Source organism: Paenibacillus catalpae (assembly GCF_900112695.1).
GTDB lineage: Bacteria > Bacillota > Bacilli > Paenibacillales > Paenibacillaceae > Pristimantibacillus > Pristimantibacillus catalpae.
Genome location: NZ_FOMT01000004.1, coordinates 21,151 through 40,121, shown reverse-complemented (window position 1 = coordinate 40,121; position 18,971 = coordinate 21,151). Strand labels below are relative to the sequence as shown.

The 18,971-nt window shown below is 51.1% G+C and carries 12 protein-coding genes; all 12 read left to right on the top strand.

Annotation, left to right across the window (positions count from 1 at the left end):
* Positions 1–127 precede the first annotated feature (127 nt).
* The 12 genes from BM200_RS17970 to BM200_RS17915 all read left to right on the top strand — a co-directional run bounded on the left by BM200_RS17970 (position 128) and on the right by BM200_RS17915 (position 18,753).
* Positions 128–1,012 (top strand): ABC transporter permease, encoded by an 885-nt coding sequence (locus BM200_RS17970; protein WP_091188010.1) that lies wholly within the window; start codon positions 128–130, stop codon positions 1,010–1,012.
* 14 nt (positions 1,013–1,026) lie between these two features.
* A complete protein-coding gene (locus BM200_RS17965; RefSeq protein WP_091188008.1) occupies positions 1,027–1,905 on the top strand; it encodes a carbohydrate ABC transporter permease in 879 nt (292 codons plus the stop codon).
* Between the two features lie 132 nt (positions 1,906–2,037).
* Positions 2,038–6,327 carry a carbohydrate binding domain-containing protein gene (locus BM200_RS17960; protein ID WP_091188006.1) on the top strand — a complete coding sequence of 1,430 codons (4,290 nt, stop codon included), beginning with the start codon at positions 2,038–2,040 and terminating at the stop codon, positions 6,325–6,327.
* 140 nt (positions 6,328–6,467) lie between these two features.
* Positions 6,468–7,133 (top strand): beta-glucanase, encoded by a 666-nt coding sequence (gene bglS / locus BM200_RS17955; RefSeq protein WP_425434591.1) that lies wholly within the window; start codon positions 6,468–6,470, stop codon positions 7,131–7,133.
* Between the two features lie 211 nt (positions 7,134–7,344).
* Entirely contained in the window at positions 7,345–9,081 is a 1,737-nt protein-coding gene (locus BM200_RS17950; protein ID WP_425434580.1) for an extracellular solute-binding protein, read from the top strand.
* A gap of 179 nt (positions 9,082–9,260) precedes the next feature.
* The gene (locus BM200_RS17945; RefSeq protein WP_091188001.1) at positions 9,261–11,066 is read left to right on the top strand and encodes a cache domain-containing sensor histidine kinase; all 1,806 of its coding nucleotides are present in this window, start codon (positions 9,261–9,263) and stop codon (positions 11,064–11,066) included.
* Positions 11,063–12,685, top strand: a complete 1,623-nt coding sequence (locus BM200_RS17940) for a response regulator transcription factor (protein ID WP_091187999.1) — start codon at positions 11,063–11,065, stop codon at positions 12,683–12,685. The genes BM200_RS17945 and BM200_RS17940 overlap by 4 nt, the downstream gene beginning before the upstream one ends.
* Positions 12,686–12,908: 223 nt before the next feature.
* Positions 12,909–14,213 carry an ABC transporter substrate-binding protein gene (locus tag BM200_RS17935; RefSeq protein WP_091187998.1) on the top strand — a complete coding sequence of 435 codons (1,305 nt, stop codon included), beginning with the start codon at positions 12,909–12,911 and terminating at the stop codon, positions 14,211–14,213.
* 86 nt (positions 14,214–14,299) lie between these two features.
* Positions 14,300–15,220, top strand: coding sequence for a carbohydrate ABC transporter permease (locus tag BM200_RS17930; protein WP_091187996.1), 921 nt, complete (start codon positions 14,300–14,302; stop codon positions 15,218–15,220).
* Between the two features lie 12 nt (positions 15,221–15,232).
* The gene (locus BM200_RS17925) at positions 15,233–16,096 is read left to right on the top strand and encodes a carbohydrate ABC transporter permease (RefSeq protein ID WP_245773079.1); all 864 of its coding nucleotides are present in this window, start codon (positions 15,233–15,235) and stop codon (positions 16,094–16,096) included.
* Between the two features lie 11 nt (positions 16,097–16,107).
* Positions 16,108–17,574, top strand: a complete 1,467-nt coding sequence (locus BM200_RS17920; RefSeq protein ID WP_091187995.1) for a sulfatase — start codon at positions 16,108–16,110, stop codon at positions 17,572–17,574.
* Between the two features lie 183 nt (positions 17,575–17,757).
* The gene (locus BM200_RS17915; RefSeq protein ID WP_091187993.1) at positions 17,758–18,753 is read left to right on the top strand and encodes a formylglycine-generating enzyme family protein; all 996 of its coding nucleotides are present in this window, start codon (positions 17,758–17,760) and stop codon (positions 18,751–18,753) included.
* The last annotated feature ends 218 nt before the right edge of the window (positions 18,754–18,971 follow it).

Genomic DNA, 18,971 nt, shown 5'->3' with positions numbered 1-18,971 from the left:
ACAAGGTCAGGTCGACCTCGCATAGTAAAAAATTTGTTCGATCATGGAGGATACCGCGGTGAAAGAAACAGCTGTACAACTACCCGCCACACAAGAAAAACGCCGTGTTTCAAGGAAAAGCTGGAACATGAAACGGAACTGGCCCCTGCACGTGATGCTCCTGCCGGCGCTTGTGCTTGTCATTATTTTTCAGTACGTTCCAATGGCCGGCATCGTTATTGCGTTCCAGGATTTTAAGCCTTGGAAAGGGTTAACCGGGTCTGAATGGGTAGGGCTGGACAACTTCCGGTTCCTGTTCAAATATCCCGATATTGGCCAGGTGATCTGGAATACGCTAGTGATTGCTTTCTTCAAAATGGCGGCAGGGCTTTTTGTCCCGTTCCTATTCGCGATTCTGCTGAATGAAGTTCGGCTGATGGCCTTCAAGCGTGTTACGCAGACGCTCGTTTATCTGCCGCATTTCATGTCCTGGGTTATTCTCGGAGGGATTCTGCTTGATATTCTTGCCCCTGACGGAGGACTTGTGAACAAGGCGGTTACGGCACTTGGCTTTGATTCCATCTTCTTCCTCGGAGATAATAACTGGTTCCGGTTCACGCTGATCGTCAGTGATGTGTGGAAGGAATTCGGGTTTGGAACGATCGTCTTCCTGGCTGCATTAGCAGGGATTAATCCGGCGCTTTATGAAGCAGCGGAAGTGGACGGGGCAACAAGGCTGAAGCAGACGATTCACATTACGATGCCTGCTCTCATGCCGATTACGATCGTGCTCGGAACGTTGTCCATAGGCAATATTTTGAATGCCGGGTTTGATCAGGTTTTTAACTTGTACAACCCTCTCGTGTATGAGAAGGGAGATATTATCGACACCTTCGTTTATCGGCTGGGGATTTTGAACGGGAAGATGAGCTTCGCAACGACGGTTGGATTATTCAAATCCGTAGTAGCTACGATCCTCATTGCGACTTCTTACCGCATGGCCTATAAATTTGCGAATTATCGCGTCTTCTAAGGGGGTTCACCATTTTGTACCACAAAACGCTAGGCTACAAAATTTTCAGTATCAGCAACTATGTGTTTCTTGGGCTTCTGTCGCTCTTATGTATCCTGCCGGTTGTTCATATTCTGGCCGTATCGTTCAGCAGCATGGCGCCGGCTTCTTCGAACCTCGTAGGCTTCTGGCCGATCGGGTTTACGACGGATGCTTATGAGAAAACGTTTGGCAATTCCAACTTTCTGAACTCACTGGGTGTATCGGTTCTTAGGACTGTGCTTGCAACAATTATTGGTATGGTCCTTGTCCTGTTGACTGCCTATCCGCTGTCGAAGGAAGACAACAGTTTCCGGGGACGCTCGATGTACGTCTGGATCTTTGTCTTCACGATTCTGTTCAGCGGCGGCCTGATCCCAAGCTATATTCTCGTTCAGAAGATTGGACTGATGGATTCTATCTGGGCGCTTGTTCTGCCCGGTGCGGTATCGGTATGGAACATCATTCTGATGCTGAACTTTTTCCGCGGTCTGCCGAAGGAGCTGGAAGAAGCAGCTTATCTGGATGGAGCGGGGCAGCTAAAGACGCTGGTGCTGGTGTTCATTCCGCTGTCGATGCCGTCTATCGCGACTTTGTCGCTGTTCACGATGGTGTACCAGTGGAACTCGTGGTTCGACGGAATGATCTACATGCGCGACATCAAGGACTATCCGCTGGCTTCCTTGCTTCAGACAATCATCGTCCAACAGGATTTCAGCAAAATTAATGTCGATCCGAAGGCGCTCGAGAACATCTCGAACCGGACCGTTCGGGCTGCGCAAATCTTTATCGGCGCACTTCCGATTCTGCTCGTATATCCGTTCCTTCAGCGCTTCTTCGTTAAAGGGATGGTTATCGGCGCGGTAAAAGAGTAGCCATTGCAAAGGGCGGGGCCGTCAACGCGGCCTTGCCAATGCTTACGAAGCAAGAATTGCTCCACAATTCTTTTTAGCCAATGCTTACGAAGCAAAAATTGCTCCACAATTCTTTTTAGGAGGATACAATGAATGGTTAAAAAATGGCTGTCACAATCGATAATTTGTTGTTTATTGGCTGCTTTCCTAAGTCCGCTTATTGGCGGGAATACAATTCAGGCCGAAGAGCTGGCTGCTGCGCCTGCGTTTCAGGATATGGAAGGGCATTGGGCAAAATCCGCTGTAGAACGCATGGCTTCGTTTGAGATTGTAAGCGGTTACGGGAATGATCAGTTTAAGCCAGGCCTATCTATCAGCCGGGCAGAATTTATTGCCATGCTGGACCGTGTATTTGGATTTGCCGGTCAGAAGACAGGCGGGTTTAAAGATGTAGCGCCGGATGCCTGGTATTATGACCCGGTTACGCGAGCAAGCGGGTCCGGCATTGTCCAAGGCGTGGATTCCGGACATTTTGCACCAAATGCGAGCATTACTAGAGAAGATGCTGCCGTGATGATTGACCGGGCATTTGGGCTCTCGACGGGAACGGAACCGGCGTCAGCGCTTCAACAGTTTAAGGATTCTGCGGCTGTTTCCGGCTATGCGGAGAAAGCGCTTTCTCATTTGGTTGGCGAGAAATACATGAAAGGTTATAACGGAAAGCTTCAGCCGAAGGCACCAATTACACGTGCCGAATCAGCCGTTCTCCTGTCCGGCATGATTGGGGATCTAATTACTAAACCAGGTGTGCATGAGGCCCCGCAAGTCGAAGGCAACCTCATTATTCGGTCGACCGGCGTAACGATCAAAGGTACAACCGTGAATGGCAATCTGCTGCTTGCCGAAGGGATTAAGGAAGGCGACGTCACGCTTAATGGTGTTTCCGTTACAGGCTTGACGGTCATTAATGGCGGCGGAAGCCACTCGGTTGTCTTTGACAGCTCGAGGCTTGGCAATGTCACGATTAACAAGCCGGGTAGTCCTGTGCGTGTTGTTTTCAGGAACGGAACCGCTGCGGGGCAAGTGCAAATCCTTCAGCGAGCAAGCTTCGAATGGTCGGAAGACAGTAAGGTGGAACAGCTTCGGGTGAACGCTGACGGTGTTACCGTCAATGACAAGCCCGTGGCCGCAGGGACGGAGATGCCACTCGGTTCAGGTTCAACAACAAATCCGCCTGCCACAACAAACCCGCCGGCAACTTCTGGTGAAAAGCCCGTTCCGCCTACTACTATCGCGGATAACGAATGGCAGCTGGTATGGAACGATGAGTTTAACCAACCGGCAATCGATGCAAGCAAATGGACCGTCCAGGATACCGGCGTTGTCTATAACAATGAACTCGAATATTACACGCCGAATAATGCCGTTATCGAACAGGATGGCGATCGTAACGTCCTGAGCATTAAAGCGAAGAAGGAAGAGCATCAAGGCAGCGAGTACACTTCTGCGAAGCTTATTACCAAGGAAAAAGGCGACTGGACCTACGGCAAGATTGTTGTCCGCGCCAAACTTCCGGTCCAGCAGGGCATGTGGCCGGCAATCTGGCTGCTCCCGACGGATGAAGCCCATTATGGCGGCTGGCCGGCTTCCGGCGAGATTGATGTGATGGAGCTGATCGGCGGAGCGAACAAGAACCGTGCCTTCGGTACGCTTCATTACGACAGCGTTCAAGCGGACGGCTCGCATGGCTCCGATCAAGGCAGCTATGTCTTGCCGGAAGGCCAGACATTCGCTGATGATTATCATGATTTTCAGCTGGAATGGCTGCCGGGTGTGATTCGTTTCTATGTCGACGGCCAGCTCTATCATGAAGTAAGAGACTGGAAGACGAAAGGTCCGGGCCAGCCGGATTACTATACGTACCCTGCGCCGTTTGACCGGCCGTTCTATCTCATTCTGAACCTGGCTGTCGGCGGCGACTGGCCGGGATCTCCAAACAGCGATTTTACAGCGGATCAGATGAATGTCGACTTTGTACGGGTGTATGAATACAAGAATCTGGACAGCTGGGAGGATGTAACGGGCAATCCGCCGGAGCCGTCTCCTAAGCGTGAACCGCAGGCAGACGGCAATCTGCTCTACAATGAGAGCTTCAACCAATCGGCAGATGTCAGCGGTGTACCGCCGTACTGGCAGTTCCTTCTGAACGCTGGCGGAGTTGGCCAAATCGCCGTTGTAGATGATGAGACCAAGGGGAAAGCAGCTAAAGTGTCAATCGATAACAGCGGTACCGAGATTTATTCGGTTCAGCTGACCCAGATGCCGGTCTATCTGCAGAAGGGCAAGAAATACAAAGTCACCTATGATGCGAAAGCCGATTCGGCCCGGTCAATCATGTCGAAGGTCAATCAATTCGAGAAGAGCTGGAAAAATTACTCCGGCGAGCAGTCCAGTAATCTGACGACAGATTGGCAGTCCTATGAATATACGTTTGACATGCTGGAGAGCACGGACAACAATGCGAGATTTGAATTTAACCTCGGGAAAAATGCGACAACCGTCTACTTCGCTAACGTAAAGCTTGTTGAGATTGGCGATGCTTCTCCGCAGCCGGAAGTACCGGTGGAACGGTCAGCATTGCCGGATGGCAACCTGATCTACAACGGTACGTTTGATCAAGGGAAGGATCGTCTTGCCTTCTGGTCGAAGACGGTTGCTCCTGATGCGGGGGCACAAATCAGCGTCAATAACTTCCTGGCCTTCCCGGTCTACGAGAGGCAGTTGGTGGTTGATGTGGCAGACGGAGGCGCTGATGCGGACGCGGTAACGGTCTCTCAGCCTGAGCTGATGCTTGAGAAGAACAGCGAATACGGGATCTATTTTGAAGCAAAAGCTGATGCGCCGCGGGAGATGAAGGTGGACCTGGCAAGCGACCATCCGGTTTCGTTCCCGGGAGGGAATACCGTAACGCTTGGCCCATCGCTGCAAACCTACTCGCTAGAAGCTATTATGGGCGAAGGTACGGATAAGGCTGAAGCTGCGTTAAAGCTGCTGTTTGGCGGCGAGAGCGGTAAGGTCTATGTAGACAATGTCCGATTGGTGAAGCGGGGCAAGCCGGTTACGGTCTCGGGTTATACGCATATACCTGCCGCCAGCGCATGGGAGATGCAAGGCTTGCAGCTGGAGAATGCAAGTGAAGGCGGCAAAAACGTCGCTTATATGGATGAAGGAGATACCCTGAAATACAAGTTTAGTGTAGAACATGCTGCTGAGTATCAATTCTCGGCGAGAGTGGCGAGCGGACAGGAGCAATCTCAAATCCATCTGCGCGTAAAAGACGAGACCGGTGCTGTCGTCTCGCAATCCAGCTATGATCTTGGCAATACCGGCGGGTGGCAGAACTATCAAACGATCTACTTGGATTCTGCAGGGCTGGAAGCCGGACATAATTATTATTTGGAATTTCAGGGCTACGACTATAACACGCTATGGGTGGATCTGTCTCCGAGTCTAATCTCGAACGGCGGGTTTGATGCGGATCTTAAAGGCTGGGATCTGTCCGGTAATTCCATAAGCCGTTCGGATACAGGTGAGCTTGTGGCAGAGCTGCCGGGAACAAGCGTGAACTGGTGGGACGCTACGCTGCAGCAAAGCCGTGTAAATGTCGAGAAAGGTAAGACCTACAGGCTGGAGTTTGATGCATCCGCTTCAAGCTCGAAAAACGTGCAGGTTGTTGTATCGCAGAGCAGCGGCGAATTTTCCAAGTATTTGGAGGATGCAGCTCAACTTACTGCGGACCGTAAGCATTATACGTACTCTTTTACCATGACTAGCGACTCCAATCCGGCTTCCGTTCTTGTATTCGGATTAGGCAATCCGGCAGAAAACGCCAGTGCGCATACGGTTTCCATTGACAATGTGCTGCTATACGAGGTGAATGCCTCTGCGGACAGCGGAGGACAGCCGACGAACGTAAACCTGCTGCAAAACGGGAATTTTGAGAGTGGCTTGGAGGGCTGGTTCTCTTACACGGCCGCTCCGGGAGAGCTTTCGATTGCGGCAAATAACGGCAAGCTTGAGGCAGCTATCGGCGCCGTAGGCGATAACTCATGGGACCGTCAGGTGATCCAGGAAGGGTTCGCGGTACAGCAGGGATATAAATATACGTTTGCGTTTAAGGCGAAGGCAAGTACAGCAAGGAAATTAGGGCTCGGTATCGGATGGGTAGACGTTCCGGCAGGCTACGCTTGGCATGGCTATTTTGGCCAGCAGGTTGATTTGACGGAAGAGGAGCAGACCTACAGCTTCACCTTTGACGTGACCGATGAGGGCTACAATACTTCCCGCGTCTCCTTTGATATGGGCAATATTGCAGGCGGCAACGCCGGTAATACGACCATTACGATCTCGGACGTTAGCTTGGTCAATCTTGGGCCGATTTAACGCCATTTTATAGATCGAGAGTGTTTGTTCGAAGGGGGGATGCCAAGGAAGGCAGGCTGGTCAAGCGTTACCACTATAGACGGAGGTGTTCTATGAGAAAGAAAGCATCACTTCTTATGGCTGGTTCGGCTATTGTATCGATGTTATTCGTTTCGAGTTCATACGGAGCTACGGAGTTTTGGGAGCCGCTCACCTACTATAATCCTGCAACCTGGCAAAAGGCGGACGGCTACTCGAATGGCGGCATGTTCAACTGCACCTGGCGCGCGAACAATGTGAGCTTCACAAGCGACGGCCATCTAAAGCTGGGCTTAACAAGCTCTGCTTACAATGTGTTTAATTGCGCGGAGTACCGTTCTGTCTACAAATACGGCTATGGTCTCTACGAGGTCAGCATGAAACCGGCGAAAAATACGGGCATTGTCTCCTCTTTCTTCACCTATACCGGTCCGGCTGACGATACGCCATGGGATGAGATCGATATTGAATTCCTGGGCAAGGATACGACGAAGGTGCAGTTCAATTACTTTACGAACGGCGTTGGCGGTCACGAGAAGGTTGTTGATCTCGGCTTTGATGCTTCTCAAGGCTTCCATACTTACGCGTTCAACTGGCAGGCCGGCTCGATTAAATGGTATGTGGATGGGGTACTGAAGCATACGGCTACGTCCAACATTCCAAGCAACCCGGGCAAAATCATGATGAACATCTGGAACGGCACCGGTGTAGACAGCTGGCTTGGAGCCTATAATGGCGCCAACCCGCTTTATGCGGAGTATGACTGGATGAAATATACGAGCAACTAATGGGAAAGCGGTGCAGGGAATAACCTGCACCGCTTTTTTATGCAGAAAGTAACAGCTGGCAGCGGGAGGCCAGGTACAGTAAAATTTCAAGATACATATTCAATTTCCAACATCCTAAAGAAGTGCAATTGATGTTGCAATCTTAGTATAGAACGGGGTTGTTCGACTCCTTAATATAAGTCCTGTAAGCTAATACATTGCACTGGGGGAAATGCAGTTGAAAGAACACAAAAGAAAATGGCTGCCTACGATGGTACTCGCGGGAGTGATGTCTCTGACGGCGATTACAAGCGCTTGCGGCAACAATAACAATGCACCGGACAATGCCAATGCGGATGCAAGTCAAGAACCAAGCAATACTGCTGCTGCCGGGAACACGAACGCCGGCACAGAAGCAAAAGACGTCAAATTCGATCCTCCGATTACCATCACTTATTTGCGTCCTTGGGGTCCGGATGTAAAATTCAAATCCGGTGAAGATCAAGACAATAACGTTCATACCAAGTGGGCGCTAGATAAATTCGGCATTCAGCTGAAGAACCAATGGATCGCTCCTTCGACGAACAATGCCTTCGAAACGAAGCTTCGTTTATCTCTTGCGACAAACGAGAAAATGCCGGACATTATTTCGTACCGCGGCGATTTCACCCTCGTAAGAGAGCTGATCGATTCCGGCAGGTTTATCGATGCAGGCGAGCTGTTCGATAAATATGCAGGCCAGGTATGGAAAGATGCGATGAACGAAGATCCGACAGTATGGTATCCCTACATGGAGGACAGCAAGCGCGTAGGTATTCCCATTCTCGATTACGCATACAATGGCGACCCGGTGATGTGGATCCGAGAAGACTGGATGCAGAAGCTTGGACTTGCCGCTCCAAAAACATTGGATGATCTCGAGAAAGTAATGGATGCGTTCACGAATCAGGATCCGGACGGCAACGGCAAGAAAGATACGTATGGTCTGGCTATCGGATTTAAGAACTGGATAAATACATGGATGTCGGATGCAGGCTGGATCTTTGGCGCTTACGGCACCATGCCTAACCAATGGAATAAAACAGCAGACGGCTCGCTGGAATACGGCTCCGTATCCGCAGGCTCGAAGCAGGCGCTTGCTACGCTTCAAAGCTGGATGGGCAAAGGCTACCTGCCGACGGAAGCGGGCTTGTACGACGAGACCAAGGCAGCAGAAGACTTTACGGCAGGCAAAGCGGGTATCGTGGTTGGTCCTCACTGGATGCCGTCATGGCCGCTTGAAGATGTGAAGAAGAATAATAAAGACGCGCAGTACAAAGCTTATCCGCTGCCAGCGGGACCTGACGGTAAAGTGGGACGTCACGGCACTTCGAACTCTAACGGCGTTGTCCTGATTAATGCTGAGATGGAGCATCCGGAAGCGTTCTTCGCCTATCAGAACTACCTGTTCGAGCAATACGCGAATCCGCAGGTTGGCGGAGAGTTCGAGAACGGTCTTGCAGAAGGCTATGACTGGGTCATGGTAGACGGCCAGGTGAAAACCGATGCAGCAAGCACTGGCGGTTACGCACCGGAGAAGTATACGATTACGTTCGACGGAGCGCGCATTCCAAGCCTCAACATGCAAGTGCTTTCGAAGCTGGCAAATGGCGAAGAAGCCACTACACCGTTCGAGAAAAAGCTTAAATTAAGTTCGACACTGCCGGTTCTTGAAGCAGCGAAGGTTGTTCAGGAGCAGAAAGATTCGGTATTGCCTCAAATGTTCACAGGCGCTCCAACGGCAACCATGCAAACAAGCAACGATATTCTGGCGAAGATGGAGAAGGATACGTTCTCCCAGATCATTTACGGCAAAGCACCGGTTGATTCCTTCGACAAATTCGTTGAGAAATGGAAAGCATCCGGCGGCGACAAAATTACGCAGGAAGTCAACGAGTGGTACCAATCCGTCAGCGGCGGAACAAAATAATAAACATTTTATGACCGCCTCTCCTTATGAAGAGGCGGTCTTTTTCTGCTTCCTCCCCAAACACTTGCTCAGTGCCCACTCCTTGCGTAGTCCCGTCGTTACCAGCAACAATTTGCACTTTTTATGCTATAGTAGGGGTTATTTAAAACGTACTCACATGAACGACGGGGGAACTTCACATGGTATGGAACTGGTTTATCCGCAAAAGCAGCGTGCAAAACAAATTTCTGATCGCCTCGCTTGTGCTGATCATTATTCCGCTTGGGCTGTTCGGGGCCATCTCCCTGCAGATCTCGAAGAATTCCATTGCCTCGCAGGTAAGCCAATCAAACCTGAAGACACTTGGGCAGATCGCCGATAAGACCGACAGAATGCTGGACGACATTATTGCGGTATCCAATCAGTTTTACCTCAGTACCGATGTCAATCACGCGTTTACGACGACCTATAATCCGGACAGCTATGACTATGCGATGCAGCGATCCTCCTTCGACCATATGCTGTCGAACTCGATCTATTCGTTTAACCGGATCAGCTTTCAAGTGCTTCTGACCGGGCTGAACGGCTTTCAATTTCCGGCGGACCCTTCGGCAGACCCGCCGCCTGTCCGTTCATTTATGGAGAAAGAGTGGTATCGGGCTGCCCTTAATGGTCAGGGCCGAATTATATGGGTAACGAATCCGATGCCTGAGCTGACCGGAGCGAAGAGCCATGCCGCGTTCTACGGGGTACGGATCAGTAAACGGTTTGAAAGCGGTTCACCTACAGGGATTGTGTCGGTAAGCGTGGACGAAAGCTCACTGAATGATCTGTACAGCAGCGCGCTTGATAAAGCCCAGGAGATCGAAATCGTGGATACGGATGGCCTGATTCTATCCTCTGCGCATAAGGACCAGCTCGATCAGTCATTGGCCGAACGGCCTTATTATCATAAGATCCGGGATTATGATTCCGGTTATTTTATAGCAAAGGAAGGCGGGGAGGAGCAGTTGATATCTTTCCAGACGATTGGCAAGACGAACTGGAAGCTGATTTCGTATACGCCAACGGCAACCGTTCTCGCCAGCATCAACCAGCTCCAGAAGATTGTCATTATCGTGTTTGCCGTTGTTGTGCTTCTTGCTTATGCTGCTTCCTATTTCATGGCAAGAAGGCTTGCCGTTCCGATCAAAAGGCTGTATAACCATTTTGGACGGGTTGAGCTTGGTGACTTATCCGTTCGTCTGCCCGTCACCTCGGAGGACGAGATCGGAAACTTGACCCGGAAGTTCAACCGGATGCTGGACAGGATTGAAGAGCTGCTGGATAATATCCGGCTGGAGCAGGAGCGGAAAAGGCATGCCGAGCTTCAGGCGCTGCAGTCGCAGATCAATCCGCATTTTCTGTACAATACGCTGGCTTCGATCCGCTTTATGCTGTTCAAGCATACGCCGGAGACGATTGATTCCGTTATTGTTGCGTTGGTCAAGCTGCTCAAGCAGTCGATATCGAAGCAGGACGAGCTTATCCCGATAGGCGAAGAGCTGGCGATGGTGCGTAATTATTTGTACATTCAGCAGATCAGGCAAGGAGACCGGATGGAAATCCGGTATGAGCTCGAAGAAGCCATTTACGAGTACAAAACGATCAAGCTCATTCTTCAGCCCCTGATCGAGAATGCGATTTTTCATGGCTTGGAGCGCAAGGCGGCAGGACTTCGTCAGTTGAAGGTGAGAGGCTATATACAAGGCATGGATATTCTCTTTGAAATTTCGGATAACGGAATCGGCATGGAGCAACAGGAGGCAGTAGAGCAATTGGCCGGAACAGCAGATAAGGACAGCAAGCTTGTGCACCGTGGAGGCTATCGCAATGTGCATGAACGGCTGCAGCTTTATTTTGGCGGGAGCTATGGGATCAGACTTGAAACCTGCTTTGGGGAAGGTACAACGGTCTATGTGCGGATTCCCGCTATTCACAAATGGGAGGAGGTGCGTGTGCGATGAATATTCTTATTGTGGACGATGAACCGATGATCCGCGAATGGTTCCAGATGACCGTGGAGCGGACTGGAGGCGACTACCGGATTGCCGGCGAAGCGTCCAACGGCGAGGATGCGCTCGCTTTCTGCCGCAGCCATTCCGTTGAGCTTGTCGTGACCGATATCAAGATGCCGGGCATGAACGGGATTGATCTGATCAAAGCCCTAAAGGAAGAGATGCCGCATATCCGGTCCGTCGTCTTCAGCTCGTATAGTGAATTTCAATTCGCGGCGGATGCCCTGAAGTTCGGGGCCAGTGAATATATCCTGAAGGCCGAGATAACGCTGGCCGGACTGGAAGAGATTTTGCAGAAAATCAAGAAGGATATCGATTTGGACCACCGGACAACAAACGAGATGAATGCACTCCGGTACCGCTTGAACGAAAGCCAGATGACGCTTCGCAACGCTTATTTCCATGAGCTGCTGTCCGGCAGCCGCGAAACGGCACGCGGATTCGAACAACGGATGGGGCAGCTGCAGATCCGCTTGTCCGAGAAGCATCTCTCCTTGCTTGCTGTCGGAATTATCCAAAGCAAGGACAAGGAATCCGCCTTCCGGATTCGGGAGGAAGGCCTGCTGCAAAATGCGGTCATTAACATACTGGATGAGACGCTGCAGCATGAGCTGGGCAACGGCTGTTCATTCCTGCATAAGCCTAATCTGTACATCATGCTGTGCAATTCGAGCCATACGGGCCTGAAGTCGCAGCGCGAGTCGCTGTTAGTGCTGGCGAGCCGGGCAAGCGAGCATTTGCAGAAGTTTATTGGCGCCTCGGCAGTCATCGGCATTAGTCATGTATACAGTAAGCTGGCTTATTTGCCCGAGCAGCTGTCGGAGGCGCTTCAAGCAGCTGACCGTCACCTGTTCTATGGCGATCCGAGTATTACATGGTATGAAGACAGCGGCAGTGCAGGCGGATCATCATTGTACAGGAAAGGCTGGACCGAAGCTTTTCAGAGCTGCCTGGAGAGCGGACTTACGGCGAGAGCCGGCCAGTTCATCGAGCAGCTCATGGATGAAGTGGAGACAGGCAAGCTGCTCTCGGCGAAGCAGGCAAGAGCCCTCGTGCTTGAACTGATCTATATTGCGGTTAACCGCGGCAGAACGGTAGGGGTTCCGGTGGAGAGGCTGGAAGAGCTCTATATTGACGCTCATGTCGAGGTGCAGCGGTATGAAACGTTCCGGGAATTGTCCGTATGGGCGAAGGAGACGTTACGCCAGATCAAAGAACGGATAAGCGCTCAAAGTCCGAAATACGGGGAAGCCGTGGAACGGGCATGTGAATATATTGCCATGCATTATGCAGAGGATATGCTGCTGCAGGATATTGCCGATCATGTTCATTTGAGCCGGACGTATATCAGTGAACTGTTCAAGAAGGAAACGGGGATGAATTATAACGAATACTTGATGCAGGTACGGATGGAGAAGGCGAAGGATCTGCTGAAAAAGGGCGGCTGCAAGGTTGCCGATGCCGCTTCGCTTGTCGGCTATTCGAATACCAGCTACTTCATCAAGCTGTTCAAGAGTTACACCGGCTTGTCCCCATCCGAATATAGCGACCAGCATAGAAGAGTCTGAATGAATAGAATTGCTATCTAACATCGCCGTGGCGGTGTTTTTTTGTACATAACCGAACATTGGAGTATGGGGTCCGAATATTTTTCTATTCCTGTATACAGGTTAGGAACAGCCGTGTCTAATCGCCTGCATTTATGATCAAAGACCGGAACATGGCGTCACTGGCGCTCCGGGCAATTCTTTATACTTCAAGTAGATTCGATAAAGGGAGGCCGCAAGCGACATGAGAAAAAGAAAAGCTCTATTAACGACTTTATGCGTAACCGTACTTGCCAGCATCGCGCTTAGTGCATGCGGAAACAACAATGCTACCGAACAGCTGAACCCTAAAAGCGAGGGTGGCAGAAAAACGCTTACATTCTGGAGAGCGGGTACCGATGCGCCGGAGAAAGCGTACTGGACGCGCGTCATTCAGGAATTTGAAGCCAGCCATCCGGGCGTAAAGGTAAATTACAGCGAGGTTCCGTTCGGCAACGACATGGAGACGAAGCTGAATGCGGCTTATGCCAGCGGCACGGCTCCGGACGTGCTGTCTTATACGCTCGCATCGGTGGCGCAACGTGCCAACCTTGGCCAATACGAGCCGCTTGATGCTTATGCGGACAAATGGGAAGGCAAAGGCGACATGATGGAAAGCGTGCTCAACACCGGTATGTACAAAGACAAGCTGTACGGAATCGGTTTTATCCCGGATCCCCGGGTATTGCTGTGGCGTAAAGATCTGTTCGAAGCAGCGGGTCTGGATCCGGAGAAGCCTCCGGCCAATTGGGAGGAACTGGCGAAGGACGCTGAGCTGCTGACGAAGAAGGACGGCAACACAACCGTCATGGCGGGTCTGGCTATTCCTACCGCTAACGCATGGACGTTCTGGCAGTCATTTGTTCTGCAGAACGGCGGGAAGATTATCGATGCGGACAAGAATGAACCGTTATTTGATTCTCCGGAATCGATTGAAGCTACCAATTACATTGTTGACCTGGTGAAGAAAGGGATTACGATCCCGAACGATTCGACCAAAGCCAATGAGAACCTGTTCCCTAACGGCAAGGCTGCAATTGCCTATGACAGTCCTGCCGCTTATGTGAATACCCAGAAGGATCATCCGGAGCTGGCCGGCAAGATTGGCGTATCCGGTCCGATTGAACGGAAGACAAAAGCTACGTTCGCCGGCATGCGCCTGCTCTTCATGAGCTCCCAAAGCAAGCAGAAGGATCTGGCCTTTGACTTCATGCAAACGGTCATGTCCAAGGAAGAAACCTGGAACCGTTACAAGGAGCTTGGCACGCCGGTTGTTCTGAACTCGCTGAAGGAAGATTACATCAAGGACAAGCCGGACATGAACCAGGCGGTATTTGACGCGGTATCTTACGGGGAGGGCGCTGCGAAAGTGACTTACTCCAGCAAAATGTACGAAATGATAAGCCAGCATCTTGAAGCGGCATTCTACAACACGAAAACAGGTGAGCAAGCGATGAAGGATGCAGCCGCGGAGCTGAGAAAAGAGCTTCCAAACCTGATTACCAACTAACTTTAACTCGATCGATTAAGCTATAGGCGCCTGCTGCAGAAAAAAAGGCAGGCGCTTTCTCATTTCAGGAAGAGAGGTGAGGCGTTATGAATTCGGCGGCAACCAGCAAGGCAACAACTCCTAAAAGCCGGCGGCGCGTTCCAATTGATAAAGCCGGATATCTGTTTATTGCTCCGGGATATCTTGTTTATTTCGCATTTATTTTTATTCCGCTGCTAGTCGGACTCTATTACAGCTTTACGAATTACAACTTTTACTCGACGCCTGCGTTTGTCGGCTTTGACAACTATGTGCGGCTGTTCCATGACAAGCTGTTTGGCACAGCGGTCTACAATACGTTTATATATTCCTTATTTTCGATCTTTCCCCAGATGGCGCTTGGCTTGTTGCTTGCCGTACTGCTGAATGGAAAGCTGAGAGGCCGCCTGTTTGCCCGCGTCAGCGTGTATGTTCCGAACGTGACCTCCATGGTGGCAGTCTCGATGATCTGGCTGTGGATCTACGATCCTTCTCTCGGGATTTTGAACCGTGCGTTAAAAACCTTTGGACTAGATCCGGTGCAATGGCTGTACGATCCAAGCACGGCGATGGCTGCCATCGTGATTATGGGCATTTGGAAATCAATCGGTTATACGATGATCGTGTATTTATCCGGTTTGCAGTCCATCCCGACAAGCCTTTACGAAGCCGCTCATATGGATGGCGCAACGAAGATCCGGCAGTTTTTTGCCATTACGATTCCGATGCTGAAGCCAACGACCTTCTTTATTCTGGTTATGTCCTGCATTAACTCGTTTATGGTATTCGAACAGGTTAATATTTTGACCAACGGCGGGCCTTTAAACAAAACAACAACAATCGTGCATCAGATTTATTTGCGCGGCTTCCAGGATTTCCAGATGGGTTATGCATCGGCAATGGCGATGGTGCTGTTCGTCATTACATTGCTTATTACTTTATTGAACTTCCGTCTCGGAAATAAGGGGAATGACATTGATGTGGATTAGGAGGCGGACCCGTTGATTACTAGAAAAGGGACCACTGTTATTTTTTCAACTGTTATGCTTATCATTGCGCTTCTTATGCTGTTCCCGTTCTTGCTAATGGTCGTAACATCGCTGAAGACAATGGGCGAGATTCAATCGCCGACGTTTACGTTCATCCCAAAGCATTGGCTATTCGACAATTACTCGGTCGCCATGAGACGAGGCGATTGGGTTCAATATTTTTCAAACTCGTTTATTGTGACCGCCATTACGGTCGTATTCAGCTTGGTCTTTAACTCCATGGCGGGTTTTGCGTTTGCCAGACTGCGGTTTCCGGGGCGGGATGTACTCTTCTTCTCCGTGCTGATTGGCATTATGGTGCCGGCGCAGGCAACGATGATTCCAACCTTCCTCATGATGAAGATGTTCCCGTTCTTCGGGGGTAACGACTGGCAGGGGCAAGGCGGATTTGGCTTCATTAACAGCTATACGGGGCTGGTGCTTCCGTTTATTGCGGGCTCGTTTGGTATTTTCCTCTGCCGGCAATATTTCTTGAACTTCCCGAGAGCTCTTGATGAGGCCGCACAGATCGACGGGGCGAATGTCTTCCGGGTGTTCTTCCAAATCTACCTGCCTCTCAGCAAGCCGATTCTGGCAACTCTCGCGATCTTCAAGACGACGGCAACCTGGAACGACTACATGTGGCCGCTTATTATGACGAATACGGAGCAGATGCGCACAGTCCAGCTTGGCCTTACCATTTTCCGAAGCGAGACCAATGTGGAATGGAATTTGTTGATGGCCGCAACTACCTTAGTTGTGTTGCCTCTTGTATTATTATTCTTGGCAGCTCAGAAATACTTCGTGCAGGGAATTGTAACGACAGGTCTGAAATAAGGGGTGCTTTCATGAGAACGATTATGATGATGCTGGATACGTTGAACCGGCGGGCTTTGTCCGCTTATGGCGGGGAAGGCGTATTAACGCCTAATATCGACCGGCTGGCCGAGCAGTCCGTTATCTTCGACCAGCATTGGTCCGGTTCACTGCCATGCATGCCGGCACGGCGTGATTTGCTGACAGGACGGGCGGCTTTTCTGGAGAAGGGCTGGGGCGGCATTGAACCGTTTGACCGCACCTTGCCGGCATCGTTGAGAGAAGCGGGGATTTTCAGCCATATCGTGACTGACCATTATCACTACTTCGCAACAGGCGGGGAGAACTACTGCCAGTCTTTCTCGACCTGGGATTTTCACCGGGGGCAGGAGGATGATCCTTGGGTTTCTTCTATTAAAGAGCTGCCCGCGCCGGAACGTTATTATGGTCAGGTACGCGCGCAGTGCGATAAGAACCGTACGCGCTTTGCGCGCGAGGAAGATTATCCAGGGCCGCGTACGATTCAGGCGGCATGCGACTGGCTGGAGAAGAACGGGCGGGAAGACCGGTATTTCCTGACCGTGGAAGCTTTTGACCCGCATGAACCATTTGATACGCCAGATCATTATTTGGCGATGTACCAGGATAACTATGAAGGTCCGCCGTACAGCTGGCCGAAGTATGGTACCGTTGATGTTCCGCCTGAAGCGCTTGCTCATATTCAGAAGCGTTATGCGGCGACACTTACGATGATCGACCATTGGCTCGGCAAGCTGCTGGATACGATGGAGCGGCTTGATATTCTGGACGATACGCTTGTTATTTTTACAACTGATCATGGTTTATTGCTGGGAGAACATGAGCAGACCGGCAAAAATGTGATGCATGTCTATAACGAGCTGGCTAATATCCCGCTGATGATTCGCCTTCCCGAAGGCAGGGCAGCGGGGACCCGCATCAAGGCTGTAACGCAAAATATCGATCTTATGCCTACCATACTTGACTATATGGGGGCAGCCATTCCGGATACGGTGCAAGGTGCATCCCTTCGGGGGCTGCTGGAGGGGACGCAGGAAAAAGTGAGGGAAGCGGCCTTGTATGGCTATCATGGGATGTGTGTCAATGTAACGGACGGCCGTTATTCGTATATGCGCGCACCGGTCTCCAAGGATAACTACCCGTGTTATGCCTATACGGCTATGCCAACAACATTCCGTTCCTATCTCGGCGGAGTAGCCCCGGAGCGGATTGAAGCTGGCCGTTTTCTGTCTTATACGGCCTATCCGGTGTTCAAGATTCCGGAAAGCACGCAAGGGGTAACGTATGCACGGAATCAATTTGTCATGGAGACACGGCTGTATGACCTTGCGAACGACGAGCATCAGGAGCATCCTCTTCAGGATGAGGCAGCAGAAGCCCGAATGATAGAGTTGCTGAATCAGGCTATGAAGCAGGCGGGGGCACCGGAAGAGCAATATGTTAGACTGGGACTTGCCTAACGAATTAGCAGGGTAAGACCAGCAGGAAGTAACCGTTAAGCGGGCCGTATAATGCCTGCCGATTGCGCAGTATTCGCAGGCGGCAGGCGTTGTACGGCCTTCTCTTGTTATGGTAGTGTTAGTAGTAGATTAATAGATCATTGATGACTTAGAGCATATGCGCATTCAGGGAGGAAGTTGAGAATGGCTCAGGAATCGGACAATAGCACGATAAAATCCTGCTGTTCCACACAGCGCTCATCCATTGTAGTTGCTCCTAAAGGACTTAAGCTCAAAGCAGAAGTTAAAGCGGCAACAGCTGAACCGGCAAATGCTGATACAGCAGGGATGGTCTATATTCCGGGCGGATCCTTCCTGATGGGGACAAGCGATAAGGAAGGCTTTCCTGCTGACGGAGAAGGTCCGGTGCATGCCGTTACGGTCAACAGCTTTTACATGGATGAATGTGCCGTAACCAATGAGCAGTTCGGACGGTTTATCGCGGCAACCGGCTATGTAACGGAAGCTCAGCAATTTGGCTGGTCTTATGTGTTCCACTTATTTGTCCCGGAAGCAGTAGCGGCGAAGGTCAAGACGGTTCCGCAGTCGGCACCATGGTGGTACCCGATTGAAGGCGCCGACTGGAACCATCCGGAAGGGCCGGACTCACATATGGAAGGCCGCGAGGATCATCCCGTCATTCATGTCAGCTGGAATGATGCGATGGCCTATTGCAAGTGGGCGGGCAGACGCCTGCCGACGGAAGCGGAATGGGAATACGCGGGACGCGGCGGTCTCGTGCAGAAGCGATACCCTTGGGGGGATGAGCTGAAGCAGGGCGGCGAGCACAACTGCAACATTTGGCAGGGCAAGTTCCCGGTTAAAAATCACGCCAGCGACGGTTACCTCGGTACCGCCCCGGTGAAGAGCTTCCGGCCAAACGGCTTTGGCCTCTACAATATGGCGGGCAACGTATGGGAATGGTGCTCGGACTGGTTCAGCTCAACCTACTACCAAAGCGGCGAGAACGACAATCCGGCTGGTCCCCGCACGGGAGAAGGACGTGTTATGCGGGGCGGGTCGTATCTTTGCCACAGCTCCTACTGCAACCGTTACCGGGTAGCGGCACGCAGCAAAAATACCCCCGACAGCTCAACCGGCAATTGCGGGTTCCGAACGGTGCTTTCCGCGCCACAATAAGACCAAGGCTGCTTCCAAGCTATTCATTTAGCTAGGAGGCAGCCTTTTTAATATGGCTGAAAGTTGTGGACACAAGCATAAACGATGTCCCGAATCGTTAGCCCTATCCCGCCATTGCTTGCAATCGACAAGTCACAATCTTAGCCTTTCAGGTCACCGGATTGGTAGTGAAGCCCCCCCTCTGACTCTTACAATTAACTCATGAACCACGGCAAACC

Coding starts and splice junctions, on each gene's coding strand:
- BM200_RS17970 (WP_091188010.1), top strand. CDS start 128: ATGAAACGGAACTGGCCCCTGCACGTGATGCTCCTGCCGGCGCTTGTG.
- BM200_RS17960 (WP_091188006.1), top strand. CDS start 2,038: ATGGTTAAAAAATGGCTGTCACAATCGATAATTTGTTGTTTATTGGCT.
- bglS (WP_425434591.1), top strand. CDS start 6,468: ATGTTATTCGTTTCGAGTTCATACGGAGCTACGGAGTTTTGGGAGCCG.
- BM200_RS17950 (WP_425434580.1), top strand. CDS start 7,345: ATGCAGTTGAAAGAACACAAAAGAAAATGGCTGCCTACGATGGTACTC.
- BM200_RS17945 (WP_091188001.1), top strand. CDS start 9,261: ATGGTATGGAACTGGTTTATCCGCAAAAGCAGCGTGCAAAACAAATTT.
- BM200_RS17940 (WP_091187999.1), top strand. CDS start 11,063: ATGAATATTCTTATTGTGGACGATGAACCGATGATCCGCGAATGGTTC.
- BM200_RS17935 (WP_091187998.1), top strand. CDS start 12,909: ATGAGAAAAAGAAAAGCTCTATTAACGACTTTATGCGTAACCGTACTT.
- BM200_RS17930 (WP_091187996.1), top strand. CDS start 14,300: ATGAATTCGGCGGCAACCAGCAAGGCAACAACTCCTAAAAGCCGGCGG.
- BM200_RS17920 (WP_091187995.1), top strand. CDS start 16,108: ATGAGAACGATTATGATGATGCTGGATACGTTGAACCGGCGGGCTTTG.
- BM200_RS17915 (WP_091187993.1), top strand. CDS start 17,758: ATGGCTCAGGAATCGGACAATAGCACGATAAAATCCTGCTGTTCCACA.